The organism is Mucilaginibacter endophyticus (assembly GCF_003351025.1).
Classification (GTDB): domain Bacteria; phylum Bacteroidota; class Bacteroidia; order Sphingobacteriales; family Sphingobacteriaceae; genus Mucilaginibacter; species Mucilaginibacter endophyticus.
Window position 1 is genome coordinate 264,575 of the sequence record NZ_QPCG01000007.1, and the last position, 16,799, is coordinate 281,373.

A 16,799-nucleotide genomic window follows, 5' to 3' on the forward strand; every position below is an offset into this window, starting at 1 on the left:
TAATATCAAAATTGTATTGGAAATGGTAAACGCAAAATATGCCCCGCCTGTAACGGGCATCTATATTTTAAAGAATATTCGCCTGGAAACGGGTTTTATAACAGACGAAAACGGCGTAAAAGAAACATGTACGGGGTTGTTCTGTATTGAGGTTAGCGAAGGGAAGATCACAAAGATATTTACCAATAACGCATCACTCCCGGGTGCTATAGATGCAAAAGGTTATCTGATGTTGCCTGCATTTAGTGATATGCATGTCCATTTGGACAAAACCCTATATGGCCTCCCATGGCAGGCCCACTCTCCAAAGAAAAGAAGTATTTTGGACATGATTGCCTACGAACAGGAGATTATTCCTGAGCTGCTTAAAACATCGACGGAGCGGGCAGGCCTTTTAATAGACCTGATGCAGGGTTACGGTACAACCTTTGCCCGTACGCATTTCAATGTAGATACAACCTCAGGGCTCCGCTCTTTGGAAAATCTGCAAAAAGCATTAGGTAACAAAAAGGAAAGCTTTAGCGCCGAGCTGGTGGCCTTCCCGCAGCATGGATGTTTTTATACAGATTCGGCCCCTTTGCTAAAAGAGGCCGCACAATTGGATAGCGTCGCTTTTATCGGAGGCGTTGATCCGTTTGGAATAGACCGGAACATTGAAAAAGTATTGGATTTAACAGTACAGTTGGCGCTGGACAACAATAAAGGGATCGACATTCACTTGCACGATGGGGGCGAGGAAGGTCTTCGCACAATAGAGTACCTTGCCGAACAGTCTCTTAAAAATCCGTCATTACAGGGGCGCACTTATGTTAGTCATGCTTTCGTGCTTGCCTCACTTCCGTTAAATGAGTTAGAACGTATTGCGGAGAAATTAGCAGCAGCGAAGGTTGGCATTGTATCTTCTATTCCGTTTGGCAGACTGGTGATGCCTGTTCCCGCGCTGATGAAACATGGTGTAAACGTATTGGCGGGCAGCGACAATATACAGGATCACTGGAGTACGTTTGGGACAGGCACTATGCTTCAAAAAGCTAACCTAATAGCTGATCTGTATGGCTGGCGAACAGAATTCGACCTCTCCAGAACGTTGCGTTTTGCCACACACAATGTTTTGCCGCTGGACAATGAAGGGAACATGCAATGGCCAAAAGTAAATGACAGTGCCGAATTTGTGCTGATTGATGCAAGCTGCTCGGCTGAAGCCGTATCACGGGTATCGCCTACCATGGCTTTTGCGCATGAGGCCAGATTGCATTGGAAAGAAACAGAGAGGGACACTTATTTGGGAAACTTGAATAAATCATGAAGGTAATACTGTTAACCAAGTTAAATCAGCGGCAGATTCCTGTTTTTGGCGTCAAATAATAATTAATTAACAGAATCTGACGGGTCAATAAAATTATGTGTTTTATCTTAGCTGCTGCTGAAGTATGAACACATTAGTTGAACTGGTACAAACATATGGGCTCTGGGTAGTTTTCCTAATCACACTTTTACAGAGTGTAGGACTGCCGCTACCTGCATTTACCGTAATGATTGTAACTGCAGCTGTAACGCCTGCCACCTCAGAGAACGTTATATCACTAATTTTGGTTGGATCACTCGGGACACTAATAGGCGACTTCGTCTTATTTTTTGCCGGAAAAAGATACGGAACAGGCATCCTCGGGAAATTATGTAAAATTTCCATATCACCAGACTCTTGTGTTCGCAGTACAGGCGATCTTTTTGACCGTTACGGTGCGCCTGCGTTAACTATAGTAAAATTTATTCCCGGGCTGTCTACGCTTGCGCCGGTTGTTGCAGGTGTTTACGCAATGGGAATGGCATTATTTGCTTTTTTTTCATCTATTGCAGCGCTTATTTATCTTAGTGCAGCCGTGGCTTTAGGCGCTATCTTTCGACACCAAATCGACAGCGTTATTTCGGCATTAAGTCGCTACGGAAAATTAGGCGGTTTATTTGTTCTTGTTTTATTTGGTTTATATCTTTTGTTCAAATGGTTGCAGCGCTATCGCCTTATCAGGCAGTTTGAAGCAGATAGGGTAACTGTGAATGATTTGATAGAACTAATAGACGGCAAATCAAATCCGGTGATCCTCGACGCACGCCCCGTAGATCAGCGCGCAAAAAACGGTTTTATTCCGGGCTCAATCCCCGTAGATGAAAACAGTCTCAGTGATATCGCCGATCGGTATGCCGGTCACCAGGAGATCGTGATTTACTGTTCGTGCCCAAATGAGATTACTGCTGCCCGCTATGCAGAGAAATTACGAAAAGTAGGGCTTAAGCGTATCCGACCTTTATTGGGCGGTATTGATGCCTGGGCCGAATCTGGTCAGGAGGTTACATTTATTCAGCCATAAATCAGAGTACCCACTGTTTCAAAAACTGGCTAAAGTTGTCTTTAAATTGGTCGCTTACGTAGATAGTTTCGGCGCCAATTTGTACAGAGGTTTTAGTAGCCGATTTTATCGCTGCTTTTGATACAATGAATGATCGGTGCAAACGCAGAAAAAGCTCTGCGGGAAGCTTTTCCTCCAGCTTTTTCAACGACATAAGGGTTAGTATAGGTTTTTCTTCGTTTTTAAGATATAACTTAACATAGTCCTTCAAGCCCTCGATGTAAAGGATGTCATTAATGTCCACTTTATGCAATTGATGTTCTACCTTAAGGTATAAAAACTGCGGGGGCGCAGTTACAGCGGCTGTTGGTTGTTGAGTGCCATTTAACATCACGAAATACTCATAGGCCTTGGTAGCTGCCCGCGAAAAATCCACAAAGTTGAATGGTTTTAACAGGTAATCAATTGCATCAACCCTGAAACCGTCCAACGCGTAATGGTCATATGCTGTGGTGAAAATAACCCGCAGGTTTTTTCTCCTGTCCGATTGTTCAATGATCCGGGCCAGTTCTACACCGCTTAAATCGGCCATTCTGATGTCGAGGAATATCAACTGCAGGTCTTGGTTTTCGTGAACATACTTTAACGCGTCAATAGCGTTGTTGAACCTCGCCATTAAGCTCAGGAAAGGCGTTTGATTGATATAATTGATGATGAGATTAAGTGCCGCAGGTTCGTCGTCTACTGCTATACAATTAATTTGCATTGGTATTCAGCGTTAAGATGGTCAGATATTCGTTGGTGCTGGCATCGTCATTCACTACCAGGTTGTATTTTCCCGGGTAGAGCAGGTCAAGCCTTCGTTTTGTATTCGCGATCCCGATACCATACTCTTCATCGAGCTCTTTGTTTGTGTTTTTATAGATCGAATTACGTACCATGAATTTTAATATTCCGCCTGCTTCGCTTATCTCCACAAAAATATAGCTGGCCTGGCGTGCGCTTATGCCGTGTTTAAAGGCATTTTCTATAAAAGGTAAAAATAACATGGGCGCTACGTTTATGTCACGCAGTTTCTCCGGCACGGTGAAACTCACTTCCACGCTGCTGTCTATTCGTGTACGCATCAGGCTAATATAGTCTTCAATAAATTTTACTTCTTTTTTTAGCGTGGTTACATCCTGCTTGGTTTCGTAGATCACATAGCGCATCATATGCGACAGTGTGTATAGCGATTCTTTCGCTGATGCCGGATCGGTATCAGTTAAAGCGTAAATGGTATGCAGGGTATTAAAAAAGAAATGTGGATTGATCTGTGCTTTTAGAAAAGATAGTTCGGCGCTGATACGTTCTTTTTCGGAAACCTGGATAGCCAGCTCATGCGACTGCAGTTTTTTTGCCACCGTAGTAACATTACTAAAGCCAAGTACTATAAGGCACATTAAAATAGTCCAGGCGCTGCGCATATGATGATCGGGCACGTAGGGATGGAACACCTTGGCCATGGCTGCATCAATATGAAGCGAGTCCTGCATCCAACCGTTGTATTTTACCATCAGAATGATTAACGCAATTACACTAATAATGTAAAAACCAAGCCGCCTTTTAGTTAAAAGTTTAGGGGATAGTACTGCTGTGTTAATGGTATAAACAACTGCGTACCCCAAGTTTTCGGCAACCTGCTTTATCCAATATGAAGATGGCATATTAACCGGCCACGTAAGCGGAAACAGGATCCAGATAATAAGGGCCGTGGCTGCAAACAAATGTACCGGAAAAACAGCTTTTCTTAATTTAACAAACACGCTATAGAGATTTACCTGATAAAAATAGAAAAATAACCATGTCCCGCTTGGCCTTCAGCACTGTTTTGTACATGAAGCAGACGCGTTGCGGGTAGTGAAAATTAATCAAAAAGAATGTTTTATTACCGGATATAAAACCGGTATCGATAATCGGGTTAAAAAAATAGACGGTTTGCTTAAAATAATCGACTATATGCATTGAGTCAATTTACCGGCAATTCACTCAATTCGTCGAGAATATTGGGCAAATCGTCTATAAAAAAAATATCGCATGAATTAATTGCTTTTTTTTGGAGGCGAGGGTCACCCTTACTTTATCAGCATCAAAGCTATTGCCGATATAATTGCTTTAAAGATCGTCGGGCTGTTTGAGACACATCCCAGCGCCGGCCAACATGAGATTGGTCGATTTAGTTGATTACCGAAAGGTAAAAAGCGCCCCGGGGTGAGATACGGGGCGCTTCATTCATAAATGTGTTGACCCGGATTGTTCAGGAGAATGTTTAATAATACTACGAAAACTGCTCAAAACAATAAATCGAAAATAACTATCACCATTAAATTGGCAGAACTTTTTCTTGCCGGAAAGTGCAGCGCTGTCCAGACGTTAAAAGTTGAAGCCTGGTATCAAAGTTTTAATGATGAAGATGACCACGTAAGCGGATTGGATGAACCTGAATTATCAAAATTGGAAGATAGGATATATAAAAGGATGGGACTTTAACATCTTAGATTTGACGGAGGATAACAAATCACAGCGCCATATGAAATAATATATTCAAATAGCGCCTACCCCTTGGGGCTTACTATCTCAGCACAAAAGGAATATTTAGCAAAGTTGTTATTAAAATAGCCTAAGGCTATGTGCCAATACTTGTTTTCAGGCGAGACCTGTGAAGGCTCGCCGGAAAACAAGTCATCGTTGCTGAGATTGGTCGTTATTACAGGGCCAATACTTCACGCCACTCCTTTAATTCGGGTAGCCCTGGTTTGCGTTTACCGAATACCTGAACGATCATTTCGCCTTCATTATCGAAAAGCTCCAGGGAGTTAATATCGCCATCGCTCGATGGTTTAATCACGTGCCATGCAGATGCAACGGCGTCCATTCGTAAGTGCAAGTTAAACTCCGGATCGAGCACATTAAACCAAACGTCCATTTCTACAATGCGTGTAACTGTACCGGTATGGATTTGGATGCAGCCATGGTTGCCAACAAATACCATGATTGGTACCTGTTTTGCAGCGCAGCTTTGCATTACGGTTTTAAAATCATCAATGTTGATCTGTTTTGCAAACCCTGCCGGCGCAAGTCGTAAAGCCTGGGTACGGTTAAGGTTAAAACGTTTCAATAAGCCAAAAAACTCGTGCGTGTCCTGTAAGGCTGTCCAGGCGTGTTGAAATGCTGGTACATCAACCTCATCATCTGTAATATTAGGTTTAGCTGCCGGTTCAGTTGGCAATAATACCACTGCTTGCTGATCCTCTTTACGGAAGCGGGTAACAAGTTCATGGTATGTTTCAACGTTACTTTTATCTGTGAGATAGATCTTATGTATGGCAACGCCATTGGCATCAAAAAACTGGAAGCTTTTAAGGTTATTGTCTTCAACGGCAAAACCCAATTTCCACTGGCTCATGAATAAACGCAGATCGATATCCGGGCCTAATACCAAACCGGCATGGGTGCTGAAGGAAACTTTTTCGTAAACGCCTTTGCGTTCGTGCACGCAATATTCATTACGGGTAAGAGCCATTACATATCCTAAACCGGTTATTTCTTTCAGCAGGTCTTCAAATTTATTTTCAAGAATGGTCACGTTTTCGCCGATACCGGTCATCAGTAATTCTGCTTCGCTTACATTTAGTGCGGTAGCAATATCGCGAATCCTCTTTTTGGGGTTTTCGGCTTTGAATGCAAGATATTGTTCTTTTAATGATATGGTTTCCATATTTATAGTGTGAAGGGTTTTAATTTTTGTTCGCTCAGGTGATGCGTGATCACTTTGGGCATTATGAGTTGTTTGAGTGTATTGGGGTTAGTGAAAACATCGGCCTCGGTTTCAAAAACATCGTAGATACTTTTGGTGCTCAGTATGTCGGCGGGTGCACCGTGGTACCATTTGCGCCCGTTTTTTAGCATCATGATGTTGTCGGCATATTGGGCGGCAAGGTTAATATCATGTAAGATAGCTACCACCATAAAACCTTTTTTCGCCAGCATGTGTGCCAGCGATAAGGTTTGCTGCTGATACAGAATATCCATACCCGATACCGGTTCATCAAGCAATAGCAGCGCCTCCGGCGTATCCCAAATCTGAGCCAGTACCCGTGCCAGGTGTACCCGCTGCTGTTCGCCGCCGGATAATGACAGGAAGGAGCGGTCGGTCATGTGCGTTGTGCCGGTAATGCCCATTACTTCGTTAATTATATCCAGGTCGTGCGTCGTAGGTTTGCTGTTGTAGTGCGGGTAACGCCCCATCTGCACAATCTCCGTCGCCGAAAAATCGAGGTTGACGATATTTTGCTGATTTAGGATAGCACGCTTTATTGCCAGCTCTTTTGCTGTGTAGTTGTTCATGGCTTTGCCCGACAGGGAGATCGAACCTGCAGACGGCTTCTTTTCGGCACTCAGCAAACGCATTAACGATGATTTTCCCGCTCCGTTGGCGCCCAGTATTACCATGATCTCGCCCGGGTGCACCATGAACGAGATATCTTTTACCAGGGTATGTTTCCCCGTTTTATAAGTTACGTTTTCAACTGTAAGCATATTATCGGGCAATTTTCTTTTTGTCTTTTATTAAAATATACAGGAAAACCGGGGTGCCTAACAGCGCTGTAATAACACCTATTGGCAGCTCGACCGGTGCAACAACCTTGCGGGCTATCATATCGGCCAGGGTAAGGATCAGAGCGCCCAGCAATGCGGATGCCGGCAATACACGGCGGTTATCCACACCGAAAATAAGCCTGGTCATGTGCGGTACCAGCAAACCAACAAAGCTGATTATGCCCGATACCGCTACCGAAGCCCCTACGGCCATAGTGGCAAATACAACCACCCAGCGTTTTACCCTGCCAACGGGTAATCCCAACTGCTGCGCTTGTGTTTCGCCCAACGCAAATGCATTCAACGTTTTAGCCATAAATGGCAGTAATATGAGCGGAATAAATACAAAGGGTACGAGGCACAAAACAATTTGCCAGGTAGCGCCGCCAAGACTGCCCAGCAACCAGAAAGTAATGTTTCGTAACTGCTGATCATTAGCCATATAGGTAACCAGACCGGTTAAGGCCCCGGCAAGGGCATTAACCGCTATACCTGCCAGTAGCATGGTAGCAACATTGGGCTTTCCGCCATTACGGGATATCTGGTACACAACAAGCGTAGCAATACCAGCACCTGCAAATGAACCGAAAGCGAGTAAATAATAACCGAGTAAATTGCTTAAACCGGCCAGAAAAGCCGTTTCTGCAGCGATGATCAGTACAGCGAATAATGATGCCCCGGATGATATGCCGATCAGACCCGGTTCGGCAAGCGGGTTACGAAAAATACCCTGTATGGCCGCTCCCGAAATACCCAGGGCTGCGCCGACAAGCAAACCCATAATAACCCTTGGCATACGTACAATGGTTAATACGGTATCGTATTGCTCATCAACAGGTGTGTTCCTGAATAGCCCTGTTTTTTTTACCAATATTAGCAACACATCCTGAACGGGGATTTTCATAGCGCCCATGCTTAATGACAATGCCGCTGTAAGAAAAACGCCTGCGCCTAACAATATATAGATCAGTCCGTTTTTCATTGCAGGTTTTTATTCAGAGTAGCGATGGCCTGATCAAGCCTTACGCTGAAGTTGATCAGAAGCTCTCCGTCCATCTGCACTATTTTTTTGTTTTTACCTGCATTGGTTTGAGCTACCCCCGGCATTTTCAAAACCGCGTCGGCGCCGCCCAGGCTACTCAGTCCGAAATCAAACATCAGTATCACATCCGGGTTAGCTTCAATTAACGATTCGGTAGTATAAGGCTTAAAGTTGTCAAAGCCTTGAGCGGCGTTTTTACCGCCGGCTAATGCAATAATAGCGTCGATATTGGTATGTTGCCCGGCAACCAGCATCACGCCGGTACCACGGGCGTAAATGAACAACACTTTAGGTGTCCGGGTAGATTGCTTAACCGCGGCGAGCGCTTTATCAACTTTGGCCTGTGTTTGCTTAGCTAAAGCCTCACCCTTAGCCGGAACCTGCAACGCGGTTGCTATCGCTTTAATAAATGCTATAGAGCCGCTTACAGAATAATCCTGTTTAATATTTACAAGATTTATACCTGCTGATTGCAGCTGATAGGCAATCTCTTTTGATACACTGCCTTCGGGCGCAAGTACCAGGTCGGGTTTAAATGAGATCAGGCCCTCGGCAGATACCGTGCGGTTTTTGCTCACTTTGGGCAGAGCAGCAACGTATGCCGGGTAAATACTGGTTACATCAACTGCAACAATGCTTTTTCCAAAACCTAAAGCGTCAACTGTTTCTGTTAACGCGCCGCTTAAGGTAATAATGCGTTTAGGAATAGCCGCGTTTGCGCTAAGACCCAAAGTCATCAAAAAGAACAGGGCTATAGTTTTTATGTGGTTGGCAAATAATTTCATAGTAAATTAATAGGGGAGAACTGATTTAAAGAGCGCTGTAACGGAAAGTGTAATTGCCTGATGCGCCATCCGGCCCGTCTTTATAATAGCTGTCGATGATCAGTTTGTAATATTTGCCTGCCGCGGTATGGATAAAGATAACTTTACCCGGAATAGGGGTGATCTGGTGATTATCCATGTTATAGGCATACCAACCTTTTCCGCTTCCCCATGGAACTGCCTGATTGCCTTTTTTATAACCTGACGCCGGTGCTTTATCAACCTTGTCGAAGGTTGTTTCAGAAACAATCTGCCCTTCTCCGGCACCTTGAATAATAACTCCGGTATGCTGAAAAGAAATATCCCACCCGGTTTTGGTGGTATCAGCTTCACTTACCTCTGTTCCTTTTTCAAGGTTAAAATAGACCATTTTATCAGAGGCGTTAAGGTTTTGGATTTTTTTGACCGGGCTGGTTTGAGAAAAAGCATATCCAGCGGGCATTAATAAGCCGGTTAGCAGGAACCTGTAGCTTAATTTTTTAATGTTGATCATGGTTAAATTTTGAATTAGCTGTGAATTGATAACGCAAAGCAAGTATTTAATTAGACTAATTCCAAATAGTAAATGAAATTTTATGAATTTAACATTTAGCGTTCCGCTCAACTTTTTATAGAATAAGCGAGCAGGTTTATTTGCTCCGACCGATAAAAATTAAAAATTTTATTTTTAGTGTTATAAATACAATTAATAATTCTATTTTTACTTTGCGATATAAAATTATCTTATATTGTGCTGGTTATAACCTAAGATAATTATTCTTTTATACCAAAAATGCGGGTTGGCGATGGCCGCACGCAAATAAGCAACTGCGATAATATCATTTCATTGACTAATTAAATGTTAATTAAACGATTAAATGATACGTCGGTTTCAGTGCTGTAAAAGTTGATTTTATTTGCAATGAAAAAGTTTTGTGATCATACGGATATTCAATTAGTTGAGCTCTTTGGGGTTGGCGATATTGACGCGTTCGAAGAGATCTATAACCGGTATTGGTTAAAACTTTATGCTGCCGCGTATAAACGTCTTAAAGAGAGGGAAATCGCAAAAGAAATTGTGCAGGATTTTTTTACCAGCTTTTGGATTAACAGGGAGCAGGTGAAAATCCGCACGTCATTACAGGGATACCTTTTTACATCGATAAAGTACCTGGTATTAAATCATAAGCGGGCCGAGGCGGTGAGGAATTCCTATGCCGAGATCTTACTTATGGTAGGCAACAGCTTCGATAATTCGACAGAAGAGAATTATTACTATAAAGAATTACTGGAACGTGTAGAGACAGAAGTAAACCTGTTGCCGCCAAAATGCCGCAACGTGTTTGAATTAAGTCGTAAGCAATACAAAACCAACAAGGAGATTGCGGAGCTTATGGGTATTTCTGAAAAAACAGTCGAAAACCACCTTACTAAAGCGCTGAGATATTTAAGGGTGAACCTTAACAGCTTGCTTTTACTTACTTTTCTTTATTTGCGGAAGTAGTTTCCCCCAAATAGCATCATCTTTTCCAAAACGACTTTTTATCTCAAATGGCTTTCTATCGGCCTGATCGCCGTTTCCGGATTTTTTTTTAAAAAATTATAATCAGAGTAGGGGCTGAGGCCTGGCTGGGTTACATCTTATTATAAACCATCAATAAATCTTGCCTAAAACAAGCGCTTAATGAAGAAGAATTTACCTGCCGAACTATTGGAGAAATATTTTGCCGGCACCTGCGACGAACAGGAAATGGCCATGATCCATGCGTGGTACATCTCGTTTCAGGATGCGCCTGATGATGTATCGATATTGCCGGAGGCCGAACAACAGTTATTTAAAGCCGTGATGTGGGAGAACATCAAATCCAATATCGATGCAGCCGAGAATAAAAACATAATCCCCATACAACCCCAAAAATCCAACCTGAGACAGGTGATTTACTGGTTATCTGGTGTGGCCGCAGTTTTGATAGCTGTGTTTTTTGTGCGGCTTAAAACTTCTCCTGTCGGGGTGCCGCCTAAGATGGTTGAAAATCAGCAGCAGGTATTTACCAATACTGGGAATACGATAAAAGAACTCACCTTATCCGATGGAAGCCGGGTATGGATAAGCCCAAATTCAACCTTGACGTATTTAAAAACCTTTGAAAAGTTAAGCCGCAAAGTATCCCTGAGTGGTGAAGCATTTTTTGAGGTTACTAAAGATCATAAGCGCCCGTTTTCTATTTATACCGGTAATGTGATCACCAAGGTATGGGGCACCAGTTTCCGGATCCGGGCATATGCAGCCGATAAAACAACCAAAGTTGATGTTGTTACCGGTAAAGTTTCGGTATCAGTTGCAGGTAAAGGAACGGCACAGGTAAGTAATACCAATGCCGTTATAGCCAGCGCTGGTGATGGCGTGATGTTATTACCAAACCAGGAGGCTGTTTATGACAAACCTACCGATAACCTGAAAAAGAACCTGGAAATCAAAGATGTTTCAATAGGGATGTGGAGGAAAACGAGTTTGTCATTTAACAATACGCCTTTGCGCGAAGTGTTCAGGGTACTAAACAAAAGCTTTAATGTCAATATCAGTTCGACCGAGGAAAGTATTAATACCGATAACCTGAAGGCCGATTTTACTGATGAAAACCTGCCAACCATACTGGAGATCCTGAAAAAGACGCTTAACGTAAGCTACCGTGTAAACGGCAACCAGTTTGTTTTGGAAAGTACCAAATAAACCAATTATCTAAAACACCAATAAAACCCAAACAAACCTATATGGAGAAAAGAACCGATACTTAAACGCCCCCTCAAACTTTCCTGGAAAAGGAAATAGGAGTGCTGGAGACACTCCTATAAACTTTTAATCCCCGGTGTGCAACGCCTTTTTTCGAGGTGATCCGGGAATCTTTTGTCTCAATTTTTTCAAAAAGAAACACTTAAATGTATGAAGATTTATTTACAAAACCACTTTGACTGGTGTAAAATTATGAGAATCACTTTTAGTCAAATTTTAATACTGCTCGTTTTTACAGGCGTTTCCCTGGCTAATCCCAGCAAGGGGCAAAGCTTGCTTGACAGGCGTGTTGATTATAATATTCAAAATGCAAGCCTTGTAAAAGCAATTCAGCAGCTGGAAAAAGCTACCAGTTTGAAGTTTGTTTACCATCTGAACCTGGTTGAAAAGGAGCAGGGCTTGTCGCTTGAAGCCAAACAGGAAAAACTGCGCGATGTTCTTGACAAATTACTTACCCCAAGGGGGATTACTTTCGATATCATTGGCGATCAGATTGTTTTGGGTAAAGCAAATCCGGCAAAGCAGGATAACGCTGATGATAAGGAGGATGCACCACTTGCGGTTGCAAAAACAATAACGGGTAAAGTAACCGATGATCATGATCAGCCTCTGCCCGGCGTTACCGTAGCGCTTAAGGGCACTACCGTTGGCGCACAAACAGATGTAAATGGAAAATATACCATCAACATCCCTGATTCGGAAACGGAAAGGGCTTTATTGTTATTCTCATTTATCGGTTTTACTTCGCAGGAAATCCCGGCGGGTGGCCGTACGGTAATTAACGTACAATTGAAAGCCACACCAAGTTCTTTAAACGAGGTTATTGTAATTGGCTATGGCAGTCAGCGCAAAGGTGATGTAACCAGCTCGGTAGCTACGGTTAAGGCCGAAAACTTTGTAAAAGGACCGGTATTGGATGCCGGGCAGCTTTTACAGGGCAAAGTGGCAGGTCTTACGGTTTCAGCCCCAAGCGGCGATCCAACATCAGGCTCACAGATTGCATTAAGGGGTAATACTACTTTATTTGGTGCCAATTCAGATCCTTTGGTATTGGTTGACGGCGTTCCCGGAAGTTTAAAAACCGTAGTGCCTGAAGATATTGAAACTATCGACGTATTAAAAGATGGTTCGGCTGCGGCTATTTACGGTGTGCGTGGTACAAACGGCGTTATCATCATTACTACAAAAAGAGCGACAGGCAATTTCACCAATGCCGTTGATTACAGCGGTTACGTAAGTACCCAAACCCTCGCCCGCGAACCAAAACTTTTTACAGCCGCCGATTACCGCCAGCAAATTGCCGCCGGTACAAGGGATAAATCATATGACCAGGGCAGCTCGACCGATTGGCTCAAAGCAATCTCCAATAACCTGCCTATAACTACAGTACATAATTTAACGTTACGTGGCGGAACTTCTAAAACCAATTACCTGGCATCGGTTAATTATCGTTCGTTAAATGGTATTTTCCAAAAATCAGATAACAAGACATTTTCGGGCAGGGTTGATATCAATCATTACATGTTTGATGATAAGGTAAAGATCAACTTTGGTTTATTACAACAAAATAACAGCTTTACCCAAACACAGGATGGCGGTACGTTTAATGGTTATACCTATCGTCAGGCTATATTGCAAAACCCTACCTCGCCAATTAAAAATGCTGATGGTACTTATTTTGAGCAGCCAAGTATTTTCAATTACCAAAACCCGGTATCCATGTTGTACAACAGCGATGGCCATACCTCTAATACAACTTCAAAATATAATTCGACTATAACTTATACGCCAATAAGCGGATTGAAGCTTTCGGCCCTGGGTTCATACACCCGCTTTAACCAGGTTGCAGGTTATTCAGAAAACAAACAAAATATCTCCAATATCCGCGATCACCTGAACGGTTATGCAGGTGTTGGCCAAACCCAGTCAATCGACAGGTTATTGGAGCTAACTGCCGAGTACCGTAAAACAATAGGCAGCCATAACTTCTCAGTTTTGGGCGGATACAGCTACCAGGATAACGACACGTTCGGCTTTTTTGAGCAGAACCATGATTTCCCTACTGATATTTTCAGCTATAACAACATTGGTCTTGGCCGTGCTGCTGCCGAAGGTTTGGGAGTTGAAAACAGCTCAAGGTCACAAACTAACCTGATCAGCTTTTTTGGTCGCGCTACCTACAATTACAAAGACAGGTATTTGCTTTTAGCCAGCGTTCGTCGTGAAGAGGCCAGCCAGTTATATGGCACTAAAGAGCCCTGGGGTACATTCCCGGCAGTACAGGTGGGTTGGCGCTTAACCAAGGAACCTTTTATGCAGTCGCAGCGTATTTTTGATGATTTAAAATTCCGTGCAGGTTACGGTGTTACCGGTAACCAGCCAAGCCAGGGATTTTTAGGAGTAGGTTTGCTGGGGTATGGTTATTATGTGTACTCAAATGGGCAATGGATCCAAACGCTTGGCCCGTCACAAAACCCAAATCCGGATTTGAAATGGGAAGAAAAACATGAGGCCGACCTTGGTTTGGATTTCAGCTTACTGAAAGGTATGGTTACAGGTTCGGTCGATCTGTACGATCGTAAAATTAAAGGCTTATTGTATGACTATGCCGTGCCAAGTCCGCCAAACTTATACAATAGTACAAGAGCAAACGTAGGTACCATGCAAAACAAAGGTATCGAGGTTATCGTAAATGTTACCCCAATCCGCTCGGCAAATTTCCAGTGGACAAGCAGCTTTAATTTTTCGACCAATTCCAATAAACTGATCAGTTTGTCAAATAGCATTTACAAAACTACCAGCGATTATTTTACAACAGGTAGTACAGGCGAGCCCATCCAAACCTTTACCAACATAGTAAGGGTTGGTAAAAATATAGGTGATTTCTATGGCTTTAAAGTTACCGGCGTATCACAGGATGGACAATGGATTTACGAAGATGCAAACGGTAAATCGGTGGCTTATAAAGATTTCACCCACTCGTTTGAGGATAAGAGAGTACTTGGTAACGGCTTGCCAAAATACTATGCAGGATGGAACAATAATATCAGGTATAAAGACTGGGACTTCAGCGTAACCATGCGTGGCGCTTTTGATTACCAGATCCTGAACTTTCAGCGCATGTATTATGAAAATACTTCCATTCAATATTATAACCGTTTAAAATCTGCTAAAGACAAGGTTTTTGGTACCGCGGTACTTAATAACACCATGCCGCTTGAGTTTAACAGCTATTATATTGAAAACGGCGATTTCTGGAAAATTGATAATATAAACCTTGGCTACACCTTTAACAACCTCAAGTCTAAATACATTCATGGGATGCGGATTTATGTATCCACTTTGAATACGTTCGTGATTACCGGTTACAAAGGTATCGACCCGGAAGTTGACAGGAGCGGTCTTGCTCCCGGTAATGATAACCGCGACAAGTATCCAACCACAAGGACATTTACTTTAGGAGCAAGCGCAAGCTTTTAATCATTAAACATCATGAAAAAGATATATTATATACTAAGCAGCCTGATTATCATCAGTATAATTGCTTTTACATTTTCCTGTACTAAATTAAAGGATAAAGATTACGTAACCATTGTAGCAAGCGACTTTAAACCTGGTTCAGAAGATCTGGCATCACTCCTGGGCGCTGGCTATATTTACTGGCGTCCGCTTGAACTGGGGCGTAGCGCAAACTCCGTTTTCAGGACTAATGAGATTTCGGCCGATGAACTGGTGATTCCTGAACGCCCTAACGGATGGGTAGATGGTGGTATTTATCGCCGTATGCACGAGCATAAATGGACATCCGACGAGGATAACAGCTACCAGATCTGGAACAATGCTTACGCCGGTATTACTACGTGTAACCGGGTTATTTACCAGATTGAAAATGGCCTTATCCCTATGACAACAGGTAAGGAAGCCGCTTTGGCTGAGTTAAAAGTGCTTCGTGCCTCATTTTATTATCCGCTTTGCGATTTTTTTGGCGGCGTACCCATCATTACCAAATTCGATCTGCCTTCCGGTTTTTTGCCTACGCAAAGCACCCGAAAAGATGTTTATGATTTCATCGTATCTGAGGTTACAACCAATTTGCCACAGTTAAGTGCCGCTAATGATCAAACTACTTATGGTAAATTTAACCAGTGGGCTGCACATGCTTTGCTGGCCAAGGTGTACCTTAATGCTGGCGTTTATACAGGTACCCCGGCTTGGGACAAATGCATTACCGAGTGTAATGCCATCATCAATTCAGGTGTGGGTTTTGGCCTGGAAGCCAGCCAGAGCACGGTTTTTGCAACGGAAAACCAGCTTTCAAAAGAGATTGTTTTTGCTATCCCTTTTGATGAAAAATATACTGCCGATGGTGCAAACGCTTTTGCTTTGCACATGGAAAGTCTGGAGCCGGAGAATCAGGCAACCTATAATTTTCAATATTCGCCATGGGGCGGTATCTGCGCTATACCACAGTTCATCAATACCTTTGATCCGGACGACAGCCGTTTGAAAAACAACTGGATCCAAGGGCAGCAATATACGCTGGCGGGTGTGCCTATTAATGGTTCATTGGGTGCTTACACAGGCAAGCCTTTAAACTATATCAACGTAGTACCAGGCGTCGATTCAACCGAAGAGGTACATGGCTTTCGCTTAGGAAAGTTTGAATACAAACAAGGCGCGTTATTGGGTTTGAGCAATGATTTTCCGCTATTCCGCTATGCCGACGTGCTGATGATGAAAGCCGAATGTCTCCTTCGTTCAGGCGATGCAAACGGTGCTGCAGCTTTGGTTACACAAGTTAGGCAACGCGATTTTACATCTAACCCGGCAAAAGCAACCGTTACCGGCGCTCAGTTACAAGCGGGTAGTGTGTATGATTACGGTTTAAGAAATCACATCAATACCTCGCACGAAGGTGGCGCGGATATCCAGTACGGAAGGTTTTTGGATGAGCTGGGCTGGGAGTTTACCACCGAAGGCCGCCGCAGGCAGGATTTGATCCGCTTTGGTGTATTTACTAAAAAGTCATGGCTGTCGCATTCACCTAACGGCGATTACCGGGCATTACTGCCCTTACCGAGGCAGGAAGTTGTTAAAAACCCTAACCTGAAACAAAACACAGGCTATTAATCAAATAAATTGAATCAGCGGAAGGTCGCGTGATCTTCTGCTGATTTCTG

13 protein-coding genes are annotated in these 16,799 nt (G+C 43.2%); 6 read left to right on the forward strand and 7 right to left on the reverse strand.

Annotation, left to right across the window (positions count from 1 at the left end; genetic code table 11):
• Positions 1 to 22 precede the first annotated feature (22 nt).
• Complete coding sequence (locus DUL71_RS25645; protein WP_114940716.1) at positions 23 to 1,306, forward strand: amidohydrolase; 1,284 nt, start codon at positions 23 to 25, stop codon at positions 1,304 to 1,306.
• Positions 1,307 to 1,430: 124 nt separating this feature from the next.
• Positions 1,431 to 2,366, forward strand: coding sequence for a DedA family protein/thiosulfate sulfurtransferase GlpE (locus DUL71_RS25650; RefSeq protein ID WP_114940717.1), 936 nt, complete (start codon positions 1,431 to 1,433; stop codon positions 2,364 to 2,366).
• Between the two features lies 1 nt (position 2,367).
• Here the strand turns inward: DUL71_RS25650 and DUL71_RS25655 are convergent, their stop codons facing one another.
• From DUL71_RS25655 to DUL71_RS25690, 7 genes are all read right to left on the reverse strand, one after another.
• A complete protein-coding gene (locus DUL71_RS25655) occupies positions 2,368 to 3,111 on the reverse strand; it encodes a LytR/AlgR family response regulator transcription factor (protein ID WP_114940718.1) in 744 nt (247 codons plus the stop codon).
• Positions 3,101 to 4,150 carry a sensor histidine kinase gene (locus DUL71_RS25660; RefSeq protein ID WP_114940719.1) on the reverse strand — a complete coding sequence of 350 codons (1,050 nt, stop codon included), beginning with the start codon at positions 4,148 to 4,150 and terminating at the stop codon, positions 3,101 to 3,103. The genes DUL71_RS25655 and DUL71_RS25660 overlap by 11 nt, the downstream gene beginning before the upstream one ends.
• Positions 4,151 to 5,091: 941 nt before the next feature.
• Complete coding sequence (locus tag DUL71_RS25670) at positions 5,092 to 6,102, reverse strand: hemin-degrading factor (protein WP_114940721.1); 1,011 nt, start codon at positions 6,100 to 6,102, stop codon at positions 5,092 to 5,094.
• A gap of 2 nt (positions 6,103 to 6,104) precedes the next feature.
• Positions 6,105 to 6,923: a heme ABC transporter ATP-binding protein gene (locus DUL71_RS25675; protein WP_114940722.1), complete on the reverse strand. Its 819-nt coding sequence runs from the start codon at positions 6,921 to 6,923 to the stop codon at positions 6,105 to 6,107.
• A gap of 1 nt (position 6,924) precedes the next feature.
• Positions 6,925 to 7,965 carry a FecCD family ABC transporter permease gene (locus tag DUL71_RS25680; RefSeq protein ID WP_114940723.1) on the reverse strand — a complete coding sequence of 347 codons (1,041 nt, stop codon included), beginning with the start codon at positions 7,963 to 7,965 and terminating at the stop codon, positions 6,925 to 6,927.
• On the reverse strand, positions 7,962 to 8,810 hold the full coding sequence (locus tag DUL71_RS25685) for a heme/hemin ABC transporter substrate-binding protein (protein WP_114940724.1): 849 nt from the start codon (positions 8,808 to 8,810) through the stop codon (positions 7,962 to 7,964). The genes DUL71_RS25680 and DUL71_RS25685 overlap by 4 nt, the downstream gene beginning before the upstream one ends.
• 25 nt (positions 8,811 to 8,835) lie before the next feature.
• A complete protein-coding gene (locus tag DUL71_RS25690) occupies positions 8,836 to 9,342 on the reverse strand; it encodes an HmuY family protein (RefSeq protein ID WP_114940725.1) in 507 nt (168 codons plus the stop codon).
• Positions 9,343 to 9,750: 408 nt separating this feature from the next.
• Between DUL71_RS25690 and DUL71_RS25695 the strand changes: the two genes are divergently transcribed.
• The 4 genes from DUL71_RS25695 (at position 9,751) to DUL71_RS25710 (ending at position 16,749) form a co-directional block, all read left to right on the forward strand.
• The gene (locus DUL71_RS25695) at positions 9,751 to 10,332 is read left to right on the forward strand and encodes an RNA polymerase sigma-70 factor (protein WP_114940726.1); all 582 of its coding nucleotides are present in this window, start codon (positions 9,751 to 9,753) and stop codon (positions 10,330 to 10,332) included.
• 180 nt (positions 10,333 to 10,512) lie between these two features.
• Positions 10,513 to 11,559, forward strand: a complete 1,047-nt coding sequence (locus tag DUL71_RS25700) for a FecR family protein (RefSeq protein WP_114940727.1) — start codon at positions 10,513 to 10,515, stop codon at positions 11,557 to 11,559.
• 252 nt (positions 11,560 to 11,811) lie between these two features.
• Entirely contained in the window at positions 11,812 to 15,099 is a 3,288-nt protein-coding gene (locus DUL71_RS25705; protein WP_114940836.1) for a SusC/RagA family TonB-linked outer membrane protein, read from the forward strand.
• Between the two features lie 12 nt (positions 15,100 to 15,111).
• Positions 15,112 to 16,749 carry a RagB/SusD family nutrient uptake outer membrane protein gene (locus DUL71_RS25710; RefSeq protein WP_114940728.1) on the forward strand — a complete coding sequence of 546 codons (1,638 nt, stop codon included), beginning with the start codon at positions 15,112 to 15,114 and terminating at the stop codon, positions 16,747 to 16,749.
• The last annotated feature ends 50 nt before the right edge of the window (positions 16,750 to 16,799 follow it).

Coding starts and splice junctions, on each gene's coding strand:
- DUL71_RS25710 (WP_114940728.1), top strand. CDS start 15,112: ATGAAAAAGATATATTATATACTAAGCAGCCTGATTATCATCAGTATA.
- DUL71_RS25690 (WP_114940725.1), bottom strand. CDS start 9,342: ATGATCAACATTAAAAAATTAAGCTACAGGTTCCTGCTAACCGGCTTA.
- DUL71_RS25670 (WP_114940721.1), bottom strand. CDS start 6,102: ATGGAAACCATATCATTAAAAGAACAATATCTTGCATTCAAAGCCGAA.
- DUL71_RS25655 (WP_114940718.1), bottom strand. CDS start 3,111: ATGCAAATTAATTGTATAGCAGTAGACGACGAACCTGCGGCACTTAAT.
- DUL71_RS25705 (WP_114940836.1), top strand. CDS start 11,812: ATGAGAATCACTTTTAGTCAAATTTTAATACTGCTCGTTTTTACAGGC.
- DUL71_RS25685 (WP_114940724.1), bottom strand. CDS start 8,810: ATGAAATTATTTGCCAACCACATAAAAACTATAGCCCTGTTCTTTTTG.
- DUL71_RS25645 (WP_114940716.1), top strand. CDS start 23: ATGGTAAACGCAAAATATGCCCCGCCTGTAACGGGCATCTATATTTTA.
- DUL71_RS25700 (WP_114940727.1), top strand. CDS start 10,513: ATGAAGAAGAATTTACCTGCCGAACTATTGGAGAAATATTTTGCCGGC.
- DUL71_RS25695 (WP_114940726.1), top strand. CDS start 9,751: ATGAAAAAGTTTTGTGATCATACGGATATTCAATTAGTTGAGCTCTTT.
- DUL71_RS25680 (WP_114940723.1), bottom strand. CDS start 7,965: ATGAAAAACGGACTGATCTATATATTGTTAGGCGCAGGCGTTTTTCTT.
- DUL71_RS25650 (WP_114940717.1), top strand. CDS start 1,431: ATGAACACATTAGTTGAACTGGTACAAACATATGGGCTCTGGGTAGTT.
- DUL71_RS25675 (WP_114940722.1), bottom strand. CDS start 6,923: ATGCTTACAGTTGAAAACGTAACTTATAAAACGGGGAAACATACCCTG.